Origin of the sequence: Enterobacteriaceae endosymbiont of Neohaemonia nigricornis, from assembly GCF_012571795.1 — a bacterium.
In the GTDB taxonomy this organism is placed as follows: domain Bacteria; phylum Pseudomonadota; class Gammaproteobacteria; order Enterobacterales; family Enterobacteriaceae.
Genome location: NZ_CP046222.1, coordinates 316,383 through 336,394 on the forward strand (window position 1 = coordinate 316,383; position 20,012 = coordinate 336,394).

Genomic DNA, 20,012 nt, shown 5'->3' on the forward strand with positions numbered 1-20,012 from the left:
TAATGTATGAAAAATATTAATCCAACTAAAACTATAGCATGGAAAATTCTACAAGACCATTTTCAAAATATTAAATATACAACTATAACAGAATTATTTAAAAAAGATAAAAATAGATTTAAAAATTTTGCTATAAATTTTGAAAACGAAATTTTATTTGATTTTTCAAAAAATATTATTAGTAATAAAACCATAAATTATTTATTTAATTTATTAAAAGAATTAGAATATTCTAATTCTATACGTGATATGTTTTATGGTAAAAACATTAATAAAACAGAACATCGTTCGGTTTTACATATTGCTTTAAGAAATCATAATAATAATGATTTTATAGTACATAATAATAATATTTATAATGATGTTCGTAATAATTTAAGTAAGATAAAACAAATTTCTAATGATATAATTAATGGTATATGGACAGGATATACAGGAAAACCCATAAAAAATATTATTAATATTGGTATTGGTGGATCTTATTTAGGACCATTAATGGTTACTGAAGCATTAAAATCTTATCATAATCATTTAAATATTTATTTTATCTCTAGTCTTGATGCAACTCAATTAATACATACTTTAAAATATATTAACCCAGAAGAAAGTATATTTATTGTTTCTTCTAAAACATTTACAACACAAGAAACTATAGTCAATGCTTGTAACATTAAAGAATGGTTTATGGAGAATACTAGTAATTTAAATATAAATGATATGTTTACTAAACATTTTATTGGTATTACATCTAATACTACTGATGCTATGACTTTTGGAATTCCACAACAAAATATTTTACCAATATGGAATTGGGTTGGTGGTCGTTTTTCATTATGGTCTTCAATAGGTTTGCCTATATCATTATTAATAGGTTTTAAAAATTTTTATGAGTTATTACATGGAGCTGAAAAAATGGATCATCATTTTTTTTATAGTAATATTAATAATAATATACCAATTATCATGGCTTTAATTAGTATATGGTATAATAATTTTTGGAATGCTGAAACTGAAGCTATAATTCCATATTCTTATGATATGCGTTTTTTACCTAAATATTTACAACAATTAAATATGGAATCTAATGGTAAATCTATAGATAGAACAAAAAATAATATAGATTATCAAACTAGTCCAATTATATGGGGTGATATAGGTACTGAAGGACAACATTCTTTTTTTCAAATGTTACATCAAGGAACAAAAATAATACCATGTGATTTTATTGCTCCAGTTCTACCACATATTTATTTGCAAAATAATCATAATATTTTAATATCTAATTATATTGCACAAACTAGAGCTTTAGCATTTGGTAATAATATAACAAATAAAAATGATATAAATGAGTATGAAATATGTACAGGTAATCATCCTAGTAATTCAATTTTCATGAGAAAAATTACTCCTTATAATTTAGGTTTATTAATTGCTTTATATGAACATAAAATTTTTATACAAGGTATAATTTTTAATATTTTTTCTTTTGATCAGTGGGGTGTGGAATTAGGGAAAAAAATATCTAATCTAATTTTAGAAGATTTAAACGATAATGTTAATAATATTAATAAATATGACAGTTCTACTAATGGATTAATTAATTTTTATAAATCATTTTTATAAAAAAATTTTATTAATAAATATAAAAGAATAATATTAAATTATTGAAAAAATAAATTATTAATAAATTTAATTTTAAGTATTTTTTAGTAAAAAATTATAAATGTAATAATTTTTCAAATGTTTATTTATTATAGATATTTTTGTGAAATTTTAAGTATGATTTTGCATTCTTAATTAATTTGAATGTAATTTTTTTATTTAAAATTTTTATATTTTTTGTATCTTTAATAAGATCTTTATTATTTTTTAATAATTCAACTGTAGTATAATAATCAAATAATTTTATATTACCTATATCATTACTATTAATCAAGATTTGGTTAATAATAACTCCTACAATATGACGAACTTCTACCCCATCTTTTTTACCAATATTAATACTATATAAAATCATGTTATATTTATATTTTTTCTGATACTTATTATTTATATTATATTTATGTGATTTTTTAGGAATATATGTTTCAGGGGGGATAATTAAGGGTCTATTACCTTGTGCTATTTTTAATAAAATAGCAGATAAAATATCTTTATCAATAAATTTTTTAAAAGGTTGTGTTAATAAAATTTGTTTATATTGATCTAAATCATAACTTGTTGAATATTCATATATTTTTAAAAGAAATTTTTCTAATCTTTTCTGACTTAATAATGTAGTATTAGGTAATTGTTTTTCAATAATTTTTACTTTCATAATTCTTTCAATATTTTTTAATAAACGTTTTTCTCTATAATCTACAAACATTAATGCTTGTCCTGTACGTCCTGCACGACCAGTACGACCAATGCGATGTGTGTAAGATTCAGCATCTGTAGGAATATCATAATTAATAACTAAATTAATACGTTCAACATCTAATCCTCTAGCAGCAATATCAGTTGCAATTAAAATATCTAACTTAGAATATTTAAAATTATATAATGTTTGTTCTCTAATATTTTGATTCATATCACCATTTAATGGTGCACTATTATAACCAAAATTATTTAAAATATTAGAAATTTCTAAAGTAGCATTTTTTGTTTTCACAAAAACTAAAACTGCATCAAAATTTTCTGTTTCTAAAAATCTCATTAAACCATCTATTTTTTTGCCTCTTACTATCCAATAACTTTGATTAATATTGGGTATAGTATTAATATTAGATTTAATTTTAATTTCATAAGGATGATTCATAAATTTTTTAGTAATATTTTTAATACGATATGGCATCGTAGCTGAAAATAAAGCTGTTTGATGCCCTTTAGGAATAGTAGATAAAATATTTTCTACATCCTCAATAAAACCCATTCTTAACATTTCATCAGCTTCATCTAAAACTAAACTGCAAATTGTAGATAAATTTATATTTTTACGATTAATATGGTCTAATAATCTACCTGGTGTAGCAACTATAATTTGAGGTTTTAAACGTAAACCTTTTAATTGTATATGATATGATTGTCCACCATATAATGGCAAAACATTAATACCATGCAAAAACTTTGCAAAATCAGAAGTAGCTTTTGCTATTTGTAAAGTTAATTCTCTCGTAGGTGTTAAAATAAGAATTTGTATTGTTTTAATAATTGGATTTAAATTATTTAATAATGGTAATATAAATGCTGCTGTTTTGCCACTTCCAGTTTGAGCAATACCTAATACATCTTTTCTAAGTAATAAATATGGAATACATTTTTTTTGTATAGGTGACGGTGTTACATATCCAATATTATTTAATGTTTTTATAATATTAGGATGTAATCCAAATTGGACAAAATTATTGTTAGTCATGTTAATATACATGCCTCTTTACAGTAAATAATGATTAATACTAATAATATTTTTTATTAATATAAAATAAATAAAATAATATAATTTTAATATATTTAATTTTTAATCTTTTAAAAATAAATTGTTTTTATATTATATGTATAATTTGTGATTATAATTATCATATTAAATATAACCACAAATAAGTAAATTATAATAATAATGTATAAATCATTAATTAAATTTTATTAAAATTAATATATATTATAAAATAATATATAGTAATATGATTTTTAAATTAATTTAAAGCAGCCTTAATGCTTAATCTAATTCTTCCTTGTTTATCAATTTCTAATACTTTTACTGATACATTTTGTAATAATTTTAAATAATCACTAACTCTACTAACATGTGTATTAGTAATTTGTGAAATATGTACTAATCCTTCTTTACCATGACCTATAGATACAAAAGCACCAAAATCCATAATGCGTGTAACTTTACCAATATAAACTTGTCCAACTTCAATATCAGCAGTAATTTCTTCAATACGACGAATAGCAAATTGAATTTGTTTATTATTTTGTGCAGAAATTTTTACAATACCATTATCTTCAATTTCTATAATTGTTTCGGTTTCTTCCGTTAGTGCTCTAATTACTGAACCACCTTTACCTATCATATCTTTAATTTTATCGGGATTAATTTTTATAGTATGTATTCTAGGTGCAAAATCTGAAATATTTGTTTTAGGAATAGCAATTGCTTTTTTCATAACTGATAAGATATGTAATCTAGCTAACTTAGCTTGTTTTAATGATAATTTAATAATTTGATATGTTATTCCTTCTATTTTTATATCCATCTGCAATGCAGTAATGCCTGTATCAGTACCTGCAACTTTAAAATCCATATCACCTAAATGATCTTCGTCTCCTAAAATATCTGTTAAGATTATATAATTATCATTAGTTTTAATTAATCCCATTGCTATACCAGCTACAGCATTTTTAATAGGTATACCAGCATCCATCATTGCTAATGATGCACCACATACAGAAGCCATAGATGATGACCCATTAGATTCAGTTATTTCTGAAACTATACGAATAGTATATGGAAAAACTTCTGTAGTAGGCATAACTGGCAATATTGCTTTTTTTGCTAAATATCCGTGACCTATTTCACGTCTTTTAGGAGTACCTAATATGCCAATCTCACCAACAGCATAAGCAGGAAAATTATAATGAAATAAAAAATTATCAGTCTTTTCACCTACTAAATCATCTAAAATTTGTGCATCTCTATTCGTACCTAGTGTAACAGTAACTAAAGATTGTGTTTCGCCTCTAGTAAATAAAGCTGAACCATGCGTACGAGGTAAGATCCCTGTGCGTACATCTAAACTACGAATCATATCATGTTCACGACCATCAATCCGTGTATTATTTTTCAAAATATTTGTTTTAATGATATTTTTTTCCAATTCATAAAAAATTTCATTTATATCATGATGTGAAATATCTTCGTATTGTTTATTAATATATTCAATAACATTAGATTTTATTATATTAATTTGATTCATACGATCTTGTTTAGTGGATATATTATATGCTTGTATTAAATCATCATATGATAAAGATGCAATTTTTTCTTTAATATCTTGATTTATGGCATGTAATATCCATTCTATAGTAGGTTTTTTTACTTCATCTGCAAATTTTATAATATTGTCAATAATAGTTTGTTGTTGCTTATGTCCGTAAATAATTGCTTCTAAAATTTGTTCTTCATTTAATTGATCAGATTTTGCTTCTACCATTAAAATTGTTTTTTTAGTTCCTGTCACAATTAAATCTAATCGACTTTGCTTCATATCTTTTATAGTTGGATTTAATATATATTCATTATTTATATAACCAATACGTGCTGTACCAATAGGACCAGAAAAAGGAATACCTGATAAAGTTAACACAGCAGATACACCAATAATTGCAACAATATCTGGATTAATATTAGGATCAACAGACATAACTGTAGCAATAATTTGTACTTCATTTAAAAAACCTTTTTTAAATAAAGGTCTTAATGGACGATCTATTAAACGAGAAATTAAAATTTCTCCTTCACTAGGGCGACCTTCTCTACGAAAAAAATTTCCTGGAATACGCCCCGCAGCATATGATTTTTCTTGATAATGTACTGATAATGGTAAAAAATTTAATTCTGATTTAATATTTTTATTTACTACTATAGTAACAAAAACTGCTGTATCATCCATGCTAACCATTACTGCAGCTGTAGCCTGTCGTGCAATCATACCTGTTTCAATAGTAACAATATTATTACCATAACGAAACTTACGAATAACCGGATTTAACAAAATATTTATCCTTTTAATTTATTACAAAATTTATGTTATTTAATATGTAACATTATTACATATATTATTTTCTTAAATTTAAACTTTCAATTAATTTGTTATAATCATTAATATTTTTTTTTTTGAAATAATTTAAAAATTTTCGACGTTGTGATATCATATCTAGTAATCCACGACGGCTATGGTGGTCTTTTTTATGTATAATAAAATGTTTTTGTAAATAATTAATTTTTAATGTAAGTAAAGCTATTTGTACTGGAGTAGAACCATTATCATGATTGTGTTTTTGATACTTTAATATCATATTATTTTTTTCTTGTTTATTAAAATACATAAATAATACTCCTATATTTATACTTGTAATTATATATTATTTAATTATACTACACTTAGTAATGTATTTATCCTTGTTGATACTTCCAATACTAATTAGTTGATTTGTATTTATTTCATAAATGCGAATAAAATTATTTGTTAAAAGAAGATCTTGTTTAATTTTATATTTATAACCGTTTTTAATTTTACATATTATATTATTAGATAAATATATTTTTGGGATATGTTGTACTATATATTGTATAGGTAATAATAATTTATTAATTAATAATATATTATATGAGTATTTTTTTACTAATTTATATAATTCCTCTAATGTTAATACCTTATTATGTAATACAGAAATATGTGCTACTGTTAAACGACGTAATTGGGTTACATGTGCGCCACATTTAAGTTTATCACCTAAATCATCAATTAAACTACGTATGTATGTACCTTTAGAACAATGTATATTTAATATAAGTTTATTATCTTTAAAAGAAATTAATGTAATATTATAAATTATAATTATTCTAGGTTTTATTTTTATTGTAATGCCAGAACGTGCATACTTATAAAGGGGTATGCCATGATATTTTATAGCAGAATACATATTAGGTTTTTGTGTGATATAACCTGTAAATTTTTTTAAATATTTATTAATAGTATCGATTGTGATATTAATAACTTTATTTTTTTTGATAATTTTACCATATATATCTGCAGTATCAGTTTTAATACCTAAATATGCAGTTACTGTATATGTTTTATCCGCATTACTTAATAAACCAGCTAATTTTGTATATTTGCCACAACATATAGGTAATAATCCACTAGCCAGCGGATCTAATGTGCCAGTATAACCAGCTTTTTTAATATGACATAAAGATTTAATATTTTGCAAAATTTTATTAGATGTTAATCCAATTGTTTTGTCAATTAATAATAAACCATTATAGTTTTGTTTGTGTTTTATAATATTCATTATTTATATTTTTTATATAATAAACAATAATTAATTATTCTTAATAAGATTATAAATATAATTACCTTCTTCTAAAGAAGAATCTAAAAAAAATTTTAATTGTGGTACATTACGTAATAACATTGTTTTTTTTAAAATAAACCTAATATATCCTGTAATATTATTTAAAAAATGTAATTCCTGTTTAAAATTATTAATTGCATTATTATTTATTTGTTTATAAGGTATCATAATAAATATTTTTGCGTATGATAAATCTTTAGATATTAATAAATCAGTAATAGTAATAAATTTATTTAAACGTATATCATCAATATGATATTGAAAAATATAAGAAATTTGTTTTTTTAATTCATTAGCAATTTTTAATTGACGGTATAACTTTTTTTCCATTATATTATACTTTTTAAAAAAAATAGTTTTTGAAAATTATAAATTATATTTATATTATTTATTTAAATGTTTCTATTTTATCTTTTATTTTAATAGTATTAAAGTTTTTAATACTAATACCACATTCCATATTAATATGTACTTCATTAACAGTATCTTTAAATCTTCTTAAAGATTCAATAACTCCTTCATAAATAACTTTATTATTTCTAATAATATGTACAGAATCATTATTTTTTAAAATACCATTTATAACAGTACAACCAGCAATTACACCTAATTTGGGAATAGTAAAAATATTTTTTACTTCAGCTATACCTAAAATTTTATATTTATTTTGTGGTATTGTTAATATATTAATATAATCTTGTAATTCTTGAATTAAATGATAAATTACTGTAAAATTTTTTATTTTAATATTTTCAGATAAAATAATATTTTTAGCTGCATTATCTGTTTTAACATTAAAACCAATTATAATAACATGATTATTATTTTTAGTGGTAATTAGTGTAACATCAGTTTCTGTAATATTCCCTACACCAGTATGAATAACATTAATTTTACAATGATTATTAGACATATTAATTAATATATTTTTAATAATTTCTACAGAACCTTGTGAATGACATTTTAATAAAATATTTATTCTACATATATTATTTTGTATATTTAAATTATCAAAATTTTGTCTAAAATTTTTACTTTGTTCTTGTAAATGATTCTCACGTAATTTATTTTTTCTATATATAGCTACTGCTTTTGCTTGTTTCTCGTTTTTAACTGTTATAAATATATCACCAGCATAAGGTATATCTGATAAACCTATAATTTCAATAGGCATAGACGGTGTAGCATATGATATGATTAATCCTTGATTATTTCTTAAGCTTTTTATTCTACCATAAGTTATACCACATAATATAATATCACCTTTACTTAATTTTCCTTCTTGTACTAAAATGTTAGCAACAGGTCCTTTACCTTTATCTAAATAAGATTCAATAACTGTGCCTTTTGCTATACCTTCATATCTAACTTTTAATTCTAATATTTCTGCTTGTAATAAAATTGCATCTAATAATTTATTAATGCCAATACCAGTTTTTGCAGAAATAGAAACAAATATATTATCTCCACCCCATTTTTCTGATACTATATGATAACTACTAAGTTCATTAGTAATTTTATCTATATTTGATATATCTTTATCAATCTTATTAATTGCTACTATTATAGGTATATTTAATTTTTTCGCATAATTTATAACTTCAACAGTTTGAGGCATAACACCATCATCAATTGCTATAACTAAAATAATAATATCAGTAATTTGTATACCACGAAATCTCATGTCTTTAAAAGCAGCATGTCCTGGAGTATCTACAAAAGTTATATATTTATTTTGATGTTTGATTTGATATGCATTAATATTTTGTGTAATATTTCCAGCTTCTGATTTTATAATATTATTAGAAAGAATATAATTTAATAATGATGTTTTTCCATGATCAACATGACCCATAACTGTTACTATAGGACTTCTTTCATATTTTTTATATTTATTATTTTCTTGTTTATTGATTAAAGATTTTTCTATAGAATTTTCATCATGTAAAATAACTTTATGTCCCATTTCTTCTGCAATGAATTGTGCAGTTTCTTGATTTAATAATTGATTTATATTAACTACTTTTTCTCCCATATTAGTCATTGTTTGTATAATTAAAGAACTTTTTACAGCCATTTTATTAGATAAATCATTAATACTAATATTTTTATTATTAATACAAACTGTCCGATTAATATTTTTTATAGGTTTTTGAAAATTTTGTTGTAATGTACTATAATTAATTGTAGTATTACGTTTAATATTTTTTTCTTTATTTTTTATAAAATATTTTTTATTAGTTATTTTTTTTTTATATGCAAATTTTTTATATTCTTTCTGTGTTATATCTATAAAATTAGAATGTTTTTTTTCTTGTTTAAATTTTGTGCTATATTTGTTTAGTATATAATGTTTTTTATTATACGTTTTATTTATAGAAAGATCTTGATTTTTAACATATTTATTTTTACTTATTAAGTATTGTATTATATTTTTTTTTTCTATGATATTAACTGAATCATTTATATTTTTTTTTATACCTATTTTTAAAAAATATTGTATTAATTTTGTAATATTTATTTTTATTTTTTCTGCTAATTTTTTTACAGTAATAATTTCTTCGAGCATATATTGATATCCTATTAATATAATATTTATATTATTGTTATTTTTTATTAAACCAACAAATATTACGTGCTGACATAATTAAATGACCAGCTTGTTTAACATTGAGTACATCAATATCTGATAAATCTTCAATACTTTGTTCGGCTAATTGTTCTATACTAATAATACCTTTATCTATTAATAACTTACATATTTCATTATTAATTTCTTTTATTTGAAATAAATTATTCTTAATTTTTGTAATATTTATTTCTGTTTTTAGATTATATAAATTATTAAATTGTTTTTTCATTGCAATTTGCATTTGTCTAAAATTTGATATATTAATATTAAATTTATGATTTATTTGATCAATTTGATTGATAGAGCAAAATATAATTGCTTCTATAGAAGATAAACCTGCTTGAATTAATTTTAATGATATATCTTTATTAATATGTAAATATTTATTAAAAATTTTTACTAAATTATTTTGTTGTAATATATACTTATTTTTTAAATCATTTTGTGTCATAACATTTAATTCCCAACCACTTAATTGAGATGCTAAACGAATATTTTGTCCGTTTCTACCAATAGCTTGTGCTAAATTCTGTGCATGTACAGATATATCTATTATATGTTTATAATGATTAATTATAATTGAAGATATATTAGCTGGGGCCATTGCATTATTAATAAATTTTTTAATATCTTTATCCCATAATATGATATCAATTTTTTCACCATGTAATTCGTTCGATATAGCTTGTACACGAGCACCTCTCATGCCTACACATGCACCGATAGGATCAATTCTTTTATCATTAGTTGTAACAGCTATTTTTGCTCTAGATCCTGGGTCTCTAGCTATAGCTTTAATTTCAATGACACCGTCTTTAATTTCAGGTACTTCAATACGTAATAATTCAATTAACATTTGTATTTTAGAACGACTAACAAATAATTTAGTTTCCTTATATGTATTCTTTATAGAAAATAATAAACCTTTAATACGATCTCCTGGTCTATAATTTTCTCTGGGTAACATATCTTCTCGTAATATCATTGCATCTATATTATTACCTAAATCTAAACTTAAATAATTTTTATGTATTTTTTTAACTATGCCATGTAATATTTTACCTTCTTGTTTTTTAAAATGTGCAATAATAATTTCTTTTTCAGCTTCTCGTACTTTATGTACAATAACTTGTTTTGCTGTCTGAGTAGTAATACGATTAAAATTAATAGATTCAATTTGGTCATAAATATAATCACCTACATTTAATGTATTATCTTCAAGACGTGCAGCATCTAATGTAATTTCTTTTGTAGGATAATTTACTTTGTTAACAATTAACCAACGTCTAAAAGTATTAAAATGACCATTTTTACGATCAATATTAACTGACACTTCTATATCATGTTCATATTTTTTTTTTGTTGCACTAACTAATGCACTTTCCATCGCTTCAAAAATTTTTTCACGAGGTAAAGATTTTTCATTAGATACCGCTTCAATAACAGCAAGCATTTCTTTATTCATCCTAGTTTTCCTCAAATATTAACCTTGTAAAATTAGGGAACTAGATTTTTTATAAAATTTATTTATATTTTTATAAAAATAAATATTTATTATATTAAGTAACACTAAAATTATATTTTAATAATACAAATATTTCAGAATAATACAGTATATCTTCATAATTTAAAATATTAATATTTTAAATTCATAATAAAAACTTGAATTTTTTAAAAAAAATAAAAGTCTTTTATACAGTATATAATTTAAAATTTTAGTATATTTTATTTAATATAAAAACTACATTAAATTATACAAAATAATTAATATAATTATTAGGAGTAAAACATTAATTGATAGTAGTGGTTGCGGGAGTTGGATTTGAACCAACGACCTTCGGGTTATGAGCCCGACGAGCTACCAATCTGCTCCACCCCGCGTCTACTTAGTGATACTATATGATATGATAAAAATATAAATAATGCAAATTTTTTTTTATACCGAAGACGGGATTCGAACCCGTAAACCCTATGTTAATAAGAGTGCTACCACCTCAAGGTAGTGTGTTTACCAATTTCACCACATCGGTATTTTTTATATCAAGGTTAAAATTTACTAAATTTACTTATGTCAATATTTTTTATATTTGTACCTTCATTAAAATGACATAATATTAAACTAAAAATAAAAAATAAAAGAGATAATACTATAATACAATTTGTTAAAATTTTACTTGTTGTATTTGTATTAAATAATGATTTAGGATAATTTATAGATGAAGTATTAATATCTGTTATATCACTATTTTCTAATACAATTAAACTTATTAATAAAACTGTAATAATAATAAAAAGTAATAAAGATAAAACATACATGAGGTTTACCAATAATAAATTATTAATTTTTTAATAAAAAATATTGTGATTATGATTATCACATAAAATATTAATTAATACAATCAAATTTAGTAAATACTATTCAATTTACTATAGTAAATAAAATATTAGATTATTTATTACTTAATATTTTTATTAATTTATAAAATTATCTAATAATTATTAATATGTATCTAATATATATTATATACTTTTTAATACAATAAATTAATTTTTATATAACAAATAATATATTTAAATAATATTTAATAGAATTTGTAAATTAATATTAAAGTATTAAATATTATTTTTATATTTCATTATATAATAAATAATTAACTTATTAATTTTTGTTAATTTTAGAATTTTTTATTATATTTACTTTATGATCTTTTTTAGTATCTAATTCTATTGCCCATTCTGGAGGACGTACTGTTTTTCTTGCCATTAAATCATTAATTTGGTTTATACCTATTGTTTCATATTTTATCAATGCATTTTTCATTTCATGTAAGATATCAATATTTTCTTTTAAAATATTCATAGCTCTATTATAATTTTCTTGAATAAAATATTTTACTTCTTGATCAATTATTTTAGCTGTTTCATCAGACATATTTTTAGATTTTGTAACAGAACGTCCTAAAAAAATTTCACCTTCTTCTTCTGAATATAATAAAGGACCTAATTTTTTAGAAAACCCCCATTGTGTAACCATATTCCTTGCAAGATTAGTAGCAACTTTTATATCATTAGATGATCCTGTAGAAACATATTCTTCACCATAAATAATTTCTTCTGCTATTCTACCACCATATAATGTAGAAATTTCGCTTTCTAATTTTTGACGATTAATACTAATAGTATCTATTTCTGGTAAAAAAAATGTTACACCTAATGCTCTGCCTCTAGGTATAATAGTTACTTTATGTATAGGATCATGACCTGGTACTAAATAACCAATAATAGCATGTCCTGCTTCATGATATGCTGTAGCTTCTTTTTGAGCATCTGTCATAACCATTGATTTGCGTTCAATGCCCATCATAATTTTATCTTTAGCAGTTTCAAAATCTAACATAGAAACATTATTACAATTATTACGAGCAGCAAATAAGGCCGCTTCATTTACTAAATTAGCTAGATCAGCACCAGAAAATCCAGGAGTCCCACGAGCTAATATAAGAATATTAACATCAGATTTTAAAGGAATTAATTTAGTATGAATCTTTAATATTTGTTCTCTACCTTTAATATCAGGTAAACCTACAATAACTTGACGATCAAATCTACCTGGCCTTAATAAAGCAGGATCTAATACATCTGGACGATTAGTAGCTGCAATAACTATTATACTTTCATTATTATCAAATCCATCCATTTCTACTAACATTTGGTTTAATGTTTGTTCTCTTTCATCATGACCACCACCTAATCCAGCACCTCTTTGACGTCCTACAGCATCTATTTCATCTATAAAAATAATACATGGAGCAATTTTTTTTGCTCTATTAAAAATATCTCTAACACGTGAAGCTCCTACACCAACAAACATTTCCACAAAATCTGAACCAGAAATAATAAAAAAAGGTACTTTAGCTTCACCAGCAATAGCTTTTGCTAATAATGTTTTACCTGTTCCTGGTGGGCCAATCATTAAAACTCCTTTAGGTATCTTGCCACCTAATTTTTGGAATTTATATGGTTCTTTTAAAAAATCTACTATTTCTTTTACTTCTTCTTTTGCTTCATCACATCCAGCTACATCATTAAATGAAATTTTTATTTGTTCTGCTGTAAACATTTTTGCATTACTTTTACCAAAAGATAATGCTCCTTTACTACCACCTTGAATTTGTCGAATAAAAAATATCCATACACCGATAAGTAATAACATGGGAAACCATGAAATAAAAATTGTTAATAATATGCTAGGAGATTCAGATGGTACACCAAATATTTTTACATTTTTTGTTAATAATGTTTGCAATAAATTAGGGTCATACATTGGTAAATAAGTAGTATATTTCATATGATCTCTTGTAATGACACATATCTTTCTACCATCAATTCGTGCTTCGCTAATCTTATTTTGATTAACTTCATTAAGAAAAATTGAATAATCAATTCTTATTTTTTTTTTAATATCATGTGTATTAAAAGTCTGGAAAACAGATAAGAATATTATAGTAATTGCTAACCAGAGAATTATATTTTTTGCTATATTCTTCAAAGGAGTAACCTCACATCTGTATCTTATTAGTATAATTTGAATAAATTATTGATGTTTATATCCTTTTGCAACAACATAAATTTCACAAGATTTAGATCTTGAAGCATTAGGTTTTCTAATTTTGATATTATAAAATATGTTACATATCATGTTACATAAATATTTAAAATTATTATTGTGAAAAACTTTCATTATTAAAGTACCTTGGTATGCTAAATATATTTTACATAAATTTAATACCAATATATTTAAATTAACTGAACGTTCAGCATCTATTATTTTTATACCAGAAATATTAGGAGATATATCAGACATTATAACATGTACTTTTTTAGCATTTAATTTATTTGCCAATAGTTTTAATGTATGAGAATCAAATATATTGCCTGTAAAAAAATCTACATTATGTATATTATTCATAGGTAATATATCACAAGCAATAACTTTCCCTGTATGACCTATTGTAGATGCCGCAAAACATGACCATCCACCAGGAGAAGAACCTAAATCAATAACATACATTCCTTTTTTAAAAATTTTATCTTGTTTATGTAATTCTGATAACTTAAACCACGAACGAGAACGAAATTTTTTTATATTAACTTGTGTTTGTTTTACATAATAATCATTAAAATGGTTTTTTAACCATGTTTTTCGTGATATATTTTTTTTTGTATTTATAAAGGTCATATATTTAATTAACAATTATACTATGTTATAATTGAATAATGATTTGAATTAAATTATTATTTTAAATAAATATATCAAAAATTTTTAATAATTGCAATTCGGTATATTGAATTTTTAATAAATCATTATATAAGTCTTTAAAAAATATATTATATAGATAATATTACATATGAAAAATATAGATATTAAAATTTTAGATAAACGTATGGGGCATATATTTTCATTACCAAAATATGCTACTTTAGGTTCTGCAGGATTAGATTTAATAGCATGTATAGATAAAACCATAATAATTAATCCTAATAAAACTAAATTATTACCAACAGGTATAGCTATATATATAAAAGATCCTAATATTGCTGCTGTTATTATACCACGATCAGGGTTAGGACATTATTATGGTATTATTTTAGGAAATTTAATAGGATTAATAGATTCAGATTATCAAGGGCAATTAATGGTATCTATATGGAATAGAAATAATAATATAATACAAATATCTCCAGGATCAAAAATTGCTCAAATAATATTTTTACCAATTTATAAAATTAAATTTAATATAGTAAAAACATTTAAAGAATCTTTAAGAGGTACTAAAGGTTTTGGTCATACAGGATTATAATAAATAATATATTCATTATGCAAAAATAATATTATTATATATTTTTTATTATATAAATAATATTATTTTTTATTTATATATTTATATATTTATAACAATATATTTTTTATAAAATATAGTTTGTTTATAAATTATTTAATTTTTATTAGTTTTATCTATTAAATTTGCATTTAATAATTCTGTTAAATTAGCAGCTGCTTCTGTAATATTATCATAAGTTTGTTTAGACTTATTTTGTTGTCTTTGTTTTTGATGATATGCATAACCAGTACCAGCAGGAATTAATCTTCCTACAATCACATTTTCTTTTAAGCCTTTTAATTGATCATATTTACCTGCAACTGCTGATTCTGTTAAAACCCTTGTAGTTTCTTGGAATGAAGCAGCAGAAATAAAGGAAGATGTTGCTAAAGAAGCTTTAGTGATACCTAATAAATCTCTTTTGTACTTAATAATTTTTTTATTTTGATTTTTTAATTTATTATTGATAACTTTGATTTGAGATACTTCAACTTGTTCACCAATAAAAAAATCAGAATCCCCTTGATCTATAACAGTAGCTTTACGTAACATTTGTCTAATAATAACTTCTATATGTTTATCATTAATTTTTACACCTTGTAATCTATATACATCTTGTACTTCATTAATAATATAATGTGTTACTGCATTTACTCCTCGTAAGCGTAGAATATCATGTGAAGATTCAGGACCATCAGAAATAATATCACCCTTATTAACTAGTTCACCTTCAAAAACATTTAATTGACGCCATTTAGGTATCATTTCTTCATAAGTTGTTAAATTACTAGAAGAATTCATTGGTGTTATAATAATTCTTCTTTTTCCTTTAGTTTCTTTTCCAAAAGATATAATTCCACTAATTTCAGCTAAAATAGCTGCATCTTTTGGACGTCTAGCTTCAAATAAATCAGCGACTCTAGGCAATCCACCTGTAATATCTTTCGTACTAATTGATTCTTGAGGGACTCTAGCTAGTATATCACCAGTGTTAATATGTACTCCATCATTTAAATTAATTATAGCTTTTCCTGGTAAAAAATAATGTGCTGGCATGTCTGTTCCAGGAATAATAATATCATTATTTTGATCATCTATAATTTTTAACATAGGTCTATAATCTTTACTTATACTTGTTCTTTCTGAAGAATCTAAAATAACAATAGATGATAATCCAGTTAAATCATCTGTTTGTTTTATGATATTTTGACCTTCTAACATATTACAAAATTTTACTATACCTGTTACTTCACTAATAATAGGCATAGTATGTGGATCCCAATATGCTACTATTTCTCCTGAGTTAACTTGCATACCATGTTGTTTTGTTACTGTTGCACCATATGGTATTTTATAATTTTCTATAGTTTTTCCCATGCTATTTATAATTTTAAGCATAACATTACGTGTAGTAATTATTAATTTTCCTAAAGAATTAATAACATATTTCATATTAACTAAGTTAATAAAACCTGTTTCTTTAACTTGAACACTAGATTCTGTAGCTGTTCTTGAAGCAGCACCTCCTATATGAAATGTTCTCATTGTTAATTGTGTACCGGGTTCTCCAATAGATTGAGCAGCAATAACACCAATAGCTTCTCCTTGATTAATTAAATGTCCTCTAGCTAAATCTCTACCATAACAATACGAACATACACCAAAAGTTGTTTCACAACTAACAACAGATCTAACAATTATATTTTCTATAGAAAATTCTTCTAAAAGATCACAATAGTATTCATTTAATAATGTATTTTTATTAACTAGTATTTCATTACTATTAGGTTTAATAATATCTTCTAATGTTACTCTACCTAATACACGTTCTCTTAATGGTTCTTTTATTTCACCTCCAGTAATAATAGAAGACATAGTTATACCTTTATTTGTTGAACAATTTTTTTCTGTTATAACCAAATCTTGTGCAACATCTACTAATCTACGTGTTAAATATCCAGAATTTGCTGTTTTTAAAGCAGTATCGGCTAAACCTTTACGCGCACCATGTGTAGATATAAAATATTGAAGTACATTTAATCCTTCTCTAAAATTAGCTATAATTGGTGTTTCAATAATAGAACCATCAGGTTTTGCCATTAAACCTCTCATCCCAGCTAATTGCCTAATTTGTGCTGCAGATCCTCTAGCACCTGAATCAGCCATCATAAAAATATTATTAAAAGAACTTTGCTTTTCAATATTACCATGTTTATTCATAATTTTTTCATATGACAAATTAGACATCATTGATTTAGCTACTTTTTCATTTGCTGCAGACCAAATGTCAATAACTTTATTATATCTTTCTCCAGCTGTGACTAAACCAGATTGAAATTGTTCTTGTATTTCCGAGACTTCAGATTCTGCTTCTTGAATAATATCTTTTTTGTTATATGGAATAATTATATCATCTATACCTACAGATGCCCCAGAACGGGCAGCATAATAAAATCCAGTATACATAATTTGATCAGCAAATATAACTGTATCTTTTAATCCTAAAATTCTATAACATGTATTTAACATTTGCGAAATAGTTTTTTTTCTTAAAGTTTGATTAACTATTTTGTAAGATAATCCTTTAGGAACATAAGACCAAAAAATAGCTCTTCCAATAGTAGTATCTATAATTTTAACATTTTTTACAAATATATTTTTTTCTTTATCTAATAAATATTCTGTAATGCGTACTTTAACACGAGCATGAAGATCAGCTATACCCATAATATAAACACGTTCTGCTTCTTTAGGTCCAGTAAGATACATTCCTTCGCCTTTAGCATTTATACGACCTTTTGTCATATAATATAAACCTAATACTACATCTTGTGATGGTACAATAATAGGTTCTCCATTAGCTGGAGATAAAATATTATTAGTTGACATCATTAATATTCTTGCTTCTAATTGTGCTTCTAATGTAAGTGGTACATGTACAGCCATTTGATCTCCATCAAAATCAGCATTATATGCAGCACAAACTAAAGGATGTAATTGTATAGCTTTACCTTCAACTAAAATTGGTTCAAAAGCTTGTATTCCTAATCTATGTAGAGTAGGAGCTCTATTTAATAATATAGGATGTTCTCTAATTACTTCATCTAATATATCCCATACAATAGCGTCTTCTCTTTCAACCATTTTTTTTGCAGTTTTAATTGTATTAGCTAATCCTCGAATTTCTAATTTGCCATATATAAATGGTTTAAATAATTCTAAAGCCATCTTTTTTGGTAATCCGCATTGATGTAAACGCAAATAAGGTCCTACTGTAATAACAGATCTACCTGAATAATCTACTCTTTTACCTAATAAATTTTGTCTAAATCTCCCTTGTTTGCCTTTAATCATATCAGCTAAAGATTTTAAAGGACGTTTATTTGATCCAGTAATAGCACGTCCTCTTCTACCATTATCTAATAATGCATCTACTGATTCTTGTAACATTCTTTTTTCATTTCTAATAATAATATCTGGTGCAGATAATTCTAATAAACGTTTTAATCTATTATTACGATTAATAACACGACGATATAAATCATTTAAATCAGATGTAGCAAATCTTCCACCATCTAAAGGGACAAGAGGTCTTAAATCTGGTGGCAATACAGGCAACACTGTTAATATCATCCATTCTGGTTTATTATCTGAATTTATAAAAGATTCTAATAACTTTATACGTTTAGTAATCTTCTTCCTTTTAGTTTCAGAATTAGTATTATTAATTTCATTACGTAAATTATTAAATACTTTTGTTAAATTAATTTTTTTTAACAATAACTGTATAGCCTCTGCACCCATTTGAGCAGAAAATTCATCTCCAAATTCTTCTAATGCATTTAAATATTGTTCTTCAGATAAAATTTGTTGATGTTTTAATGATGTTGTACCTTCATCTATTACAATATATGCTTCAAAATAGAGCACACGTTCTATATCTTTTAAAGGTATATTTAATAATAAACCAATTCTAGAAGGTAATGACTTTAAAAACCATATATGTGCTATAGGTGCAGCTAATTCAATATGACCCATTCTATCTCTACGTACTTTAGTTTGTGTTACTTCAACACCACATTTTTCACAAACTACTCCGCGATGTTTTAAACGTTTATATTTACCACATAAACATTCATAATCTTTAATAGGTCCAAAAATACGTGCGCAAAATAAACCATCTCTTTCTGGTTTGAAAGTACGATAATTTATAGTTTCAGGTTTTTTGACCTCTCCAAACGACCAAGATCTGATCATATCAGCAGAAGCTAAAGTAATTTTTATTGTGTTAAATTCTTCTATTTTATTTTGTGATTTTAAATATTTAAATTGATCTTTCACAAATGTATAACCCCATATTTTATAAGAATTAA

Annotated in this window: 13 protein-coding genes and 2 tRNA genes; 2 read left to right on the top strand and 13 right to left on the bottom strand. The window is 23.7% G+C overall.

Annotated features, from left to right (window positions below; translation table 11 throughout):
• Positions 1-6: 6 nt before the first annotated feature.
• Entirely contained in the window at positions 7-1,623 is a 1,617-nt protein-coding gene (gene pgi / locus GJT85_RS01560) for a glucose-6-phosphate isomerase (protein WP_208754469.1), read from the top strand.
• A gap of 121 nt (positions 1,624-1,744) precedes the next feature.
• On the opposite strand, the gene GJT85_RS01565 is transcribed toward pgi, so the two are convergent.
• The 12 genes from GJT85_RS01565 to GJT85_RS01620 all read right to left on the bottom strand — a co-directional run bounded on the left by GJT85_RS01565 (position 1,745) and on the right by GJT85_RS01620 (position 14,996).
• The gene (locus GJT85_RS01565) at positions 1,745-3,397 is read right to left on the bottom strand and encodes a DEAD/DEAH box helicase (RefSeq protein ID WP_208754470.1); all 1,653 of its coding nucleotides are present in this window, start codon (positions 3,395-3,397) and stop codon (positions 1,745-1,747) included.
• Positions 3,398-3,674: 277 nt separating this feature from the next.
• Positions 3,675-5,759: a polyribonucleotide nucleotidyltransferase gene (gene pnp, locus GJT85_RS01570; protein WP_208754471.1), complete on the bottom strand. Its 2,085-nt coding sequence runs from the start codon at positions 5,757-5,759 to the stop codon at positions 3,675-3,677.
• 64 nt (positions 5,760-5,823) lie between these two features.
• Entirely contained in the window at positions 5,824-6,093 is a 270-nt protein-coding gene (rpsO, locus tag GJT85_RS01575; protein WP_208754472.1) for a 30S ribosomal protein S15, read from the bottom strand.
• Between the two features lie 36 nt (positions 6,094-6,129).
• On the bottom strand, positions 6,130-7,062 hold the full coding sequence (truB, locus tag GJT85_RS01580) for a tRNA pseudouridine(55) synthase TruB (protein WP_208754473.1): 933 nt from the start codon (positions 7,060-7,062) through the stop codon (positions 6,130-6,132).
• Positions 7,063-7,092: 30 nt separating this feature from the next.
• Positions 7,093-7,455: a 30S ribosome-binding factor RbfA gene (rbfA, locus tag GJT85_RS01585; protein WP_208754474.1), complete on the bottom strand. Its 363-nt coding sequence runs from the start codon at positions 7,453-7,455 to the stop codon at positions 7,093-7,095.
• A 58-nt stretch (positions 7,456-7,513) separates the two neighbouring features.
• Entirely contained in the window at positions 7,514-9,694 is a 2,181-nt protein-coding gene (gene infB / locus GJT85_RS01590) for a translation initiation factor IF-2 (RefSeq protein WP_208754475.1), read from the bottom strand.
• A gap of 37 nt (positions 9,695-9,731) precedes the next feature.
• Positions 9,732-11,222 carry a transcription termination factor NusA gene (gene nusA, locus GJT85_RS01595; RefSeq protein WP_208754476.1) on the bottom strand — a complete coding sequence of 497 codons (1,491 nt, stop codon included), beginning with the start codon at positions 11,220-11,222 and terminating at the stop codon, positions 9,732-9,734.
• Between the two features lie 339 nt (positions 11,223-11,561).
• Positions 11,562-11,638, bottom strand: a tRNA-Met gene (locus tag GJT85_RS01600).
• Between the two features lie 58 nt (positions 11,639-11,696).
• Positions 11,697-11,787 (bottom strand) — tRNA-Leu (locus tag GJT85_RS01605).
• Between the two features lie 16 nt (positions 11,788-11,803).
• The gene (gene secG, locus GJT85_RS01610; RefSeq protein WP_208754477.1) at positions 11,804-12,073 is read right to left on the bottom strand and encodes a preprotein translocase subunit SecG; all 270 of its coding nucleotides are present in this window, start codon (positions 12,071-12,073) and stop codon (positions 11,804-11,806) included.
• A 343-nt stretch (positions 12,074-12,416) separates the two neighbouring features.
• Positions 12,417-14,297, bottom strand: coding sequence for an ATP-dependent zinc metalloprotease FtsH (gene ftsH, locus GJT85_RS01615; protein WP_208754607.1), 1,881 nt, complete (start codon positions 14,295-14,297; stop codon positions 12,417-12,419).
• 54 nt (positions 14,298-14,351) lie between these two features.
• A complete protein-coding gene (locus GJT85_RS01620) occupies positions 14,352-14,996 on the bottom strand; it encodes an RlmE family RNA methyltransferase (protein WP_208754478.1) in 645 nt (214 codons plus the stop codon).
• A gap of 169 nt (positions 14,997-15,165) precedes the next feature.
• On the opposite strand from GJT85_RS01620, the gene dut reads away from it, so the two are divergent.
• Positions 15,166-15,618: a dUTP diphosphatase gene (gene dut / locus GJT85_RS01625; protein WP_208754479.1), complete on the top strand. Its 453-nt coding sequence runs from the start codon at positions 15,166-15,168 to the stop codon at positions 15,616-15,618.
• A 135-nt stretch (positions 15,619-15,753) separates the two neighbouring features.
• Here the strand turns inward: dut and rpoC are convergent, their stop codons facing one another.
• Positions 15,754-19,980: a DNA-directed RNA polymerase subunit beta' gene (gene rpoC, locus GJT85_RS01630; RefSeq protein WP_208754480.1), complete on the bottom strand. Its 4,227-nt coding sequence runs from the start codon at positions 19,978-19,980 to the stop codon at positions 15,754-15,756.
• Positions 19,981-20,012: the final 32 nt, after the last annotated feature.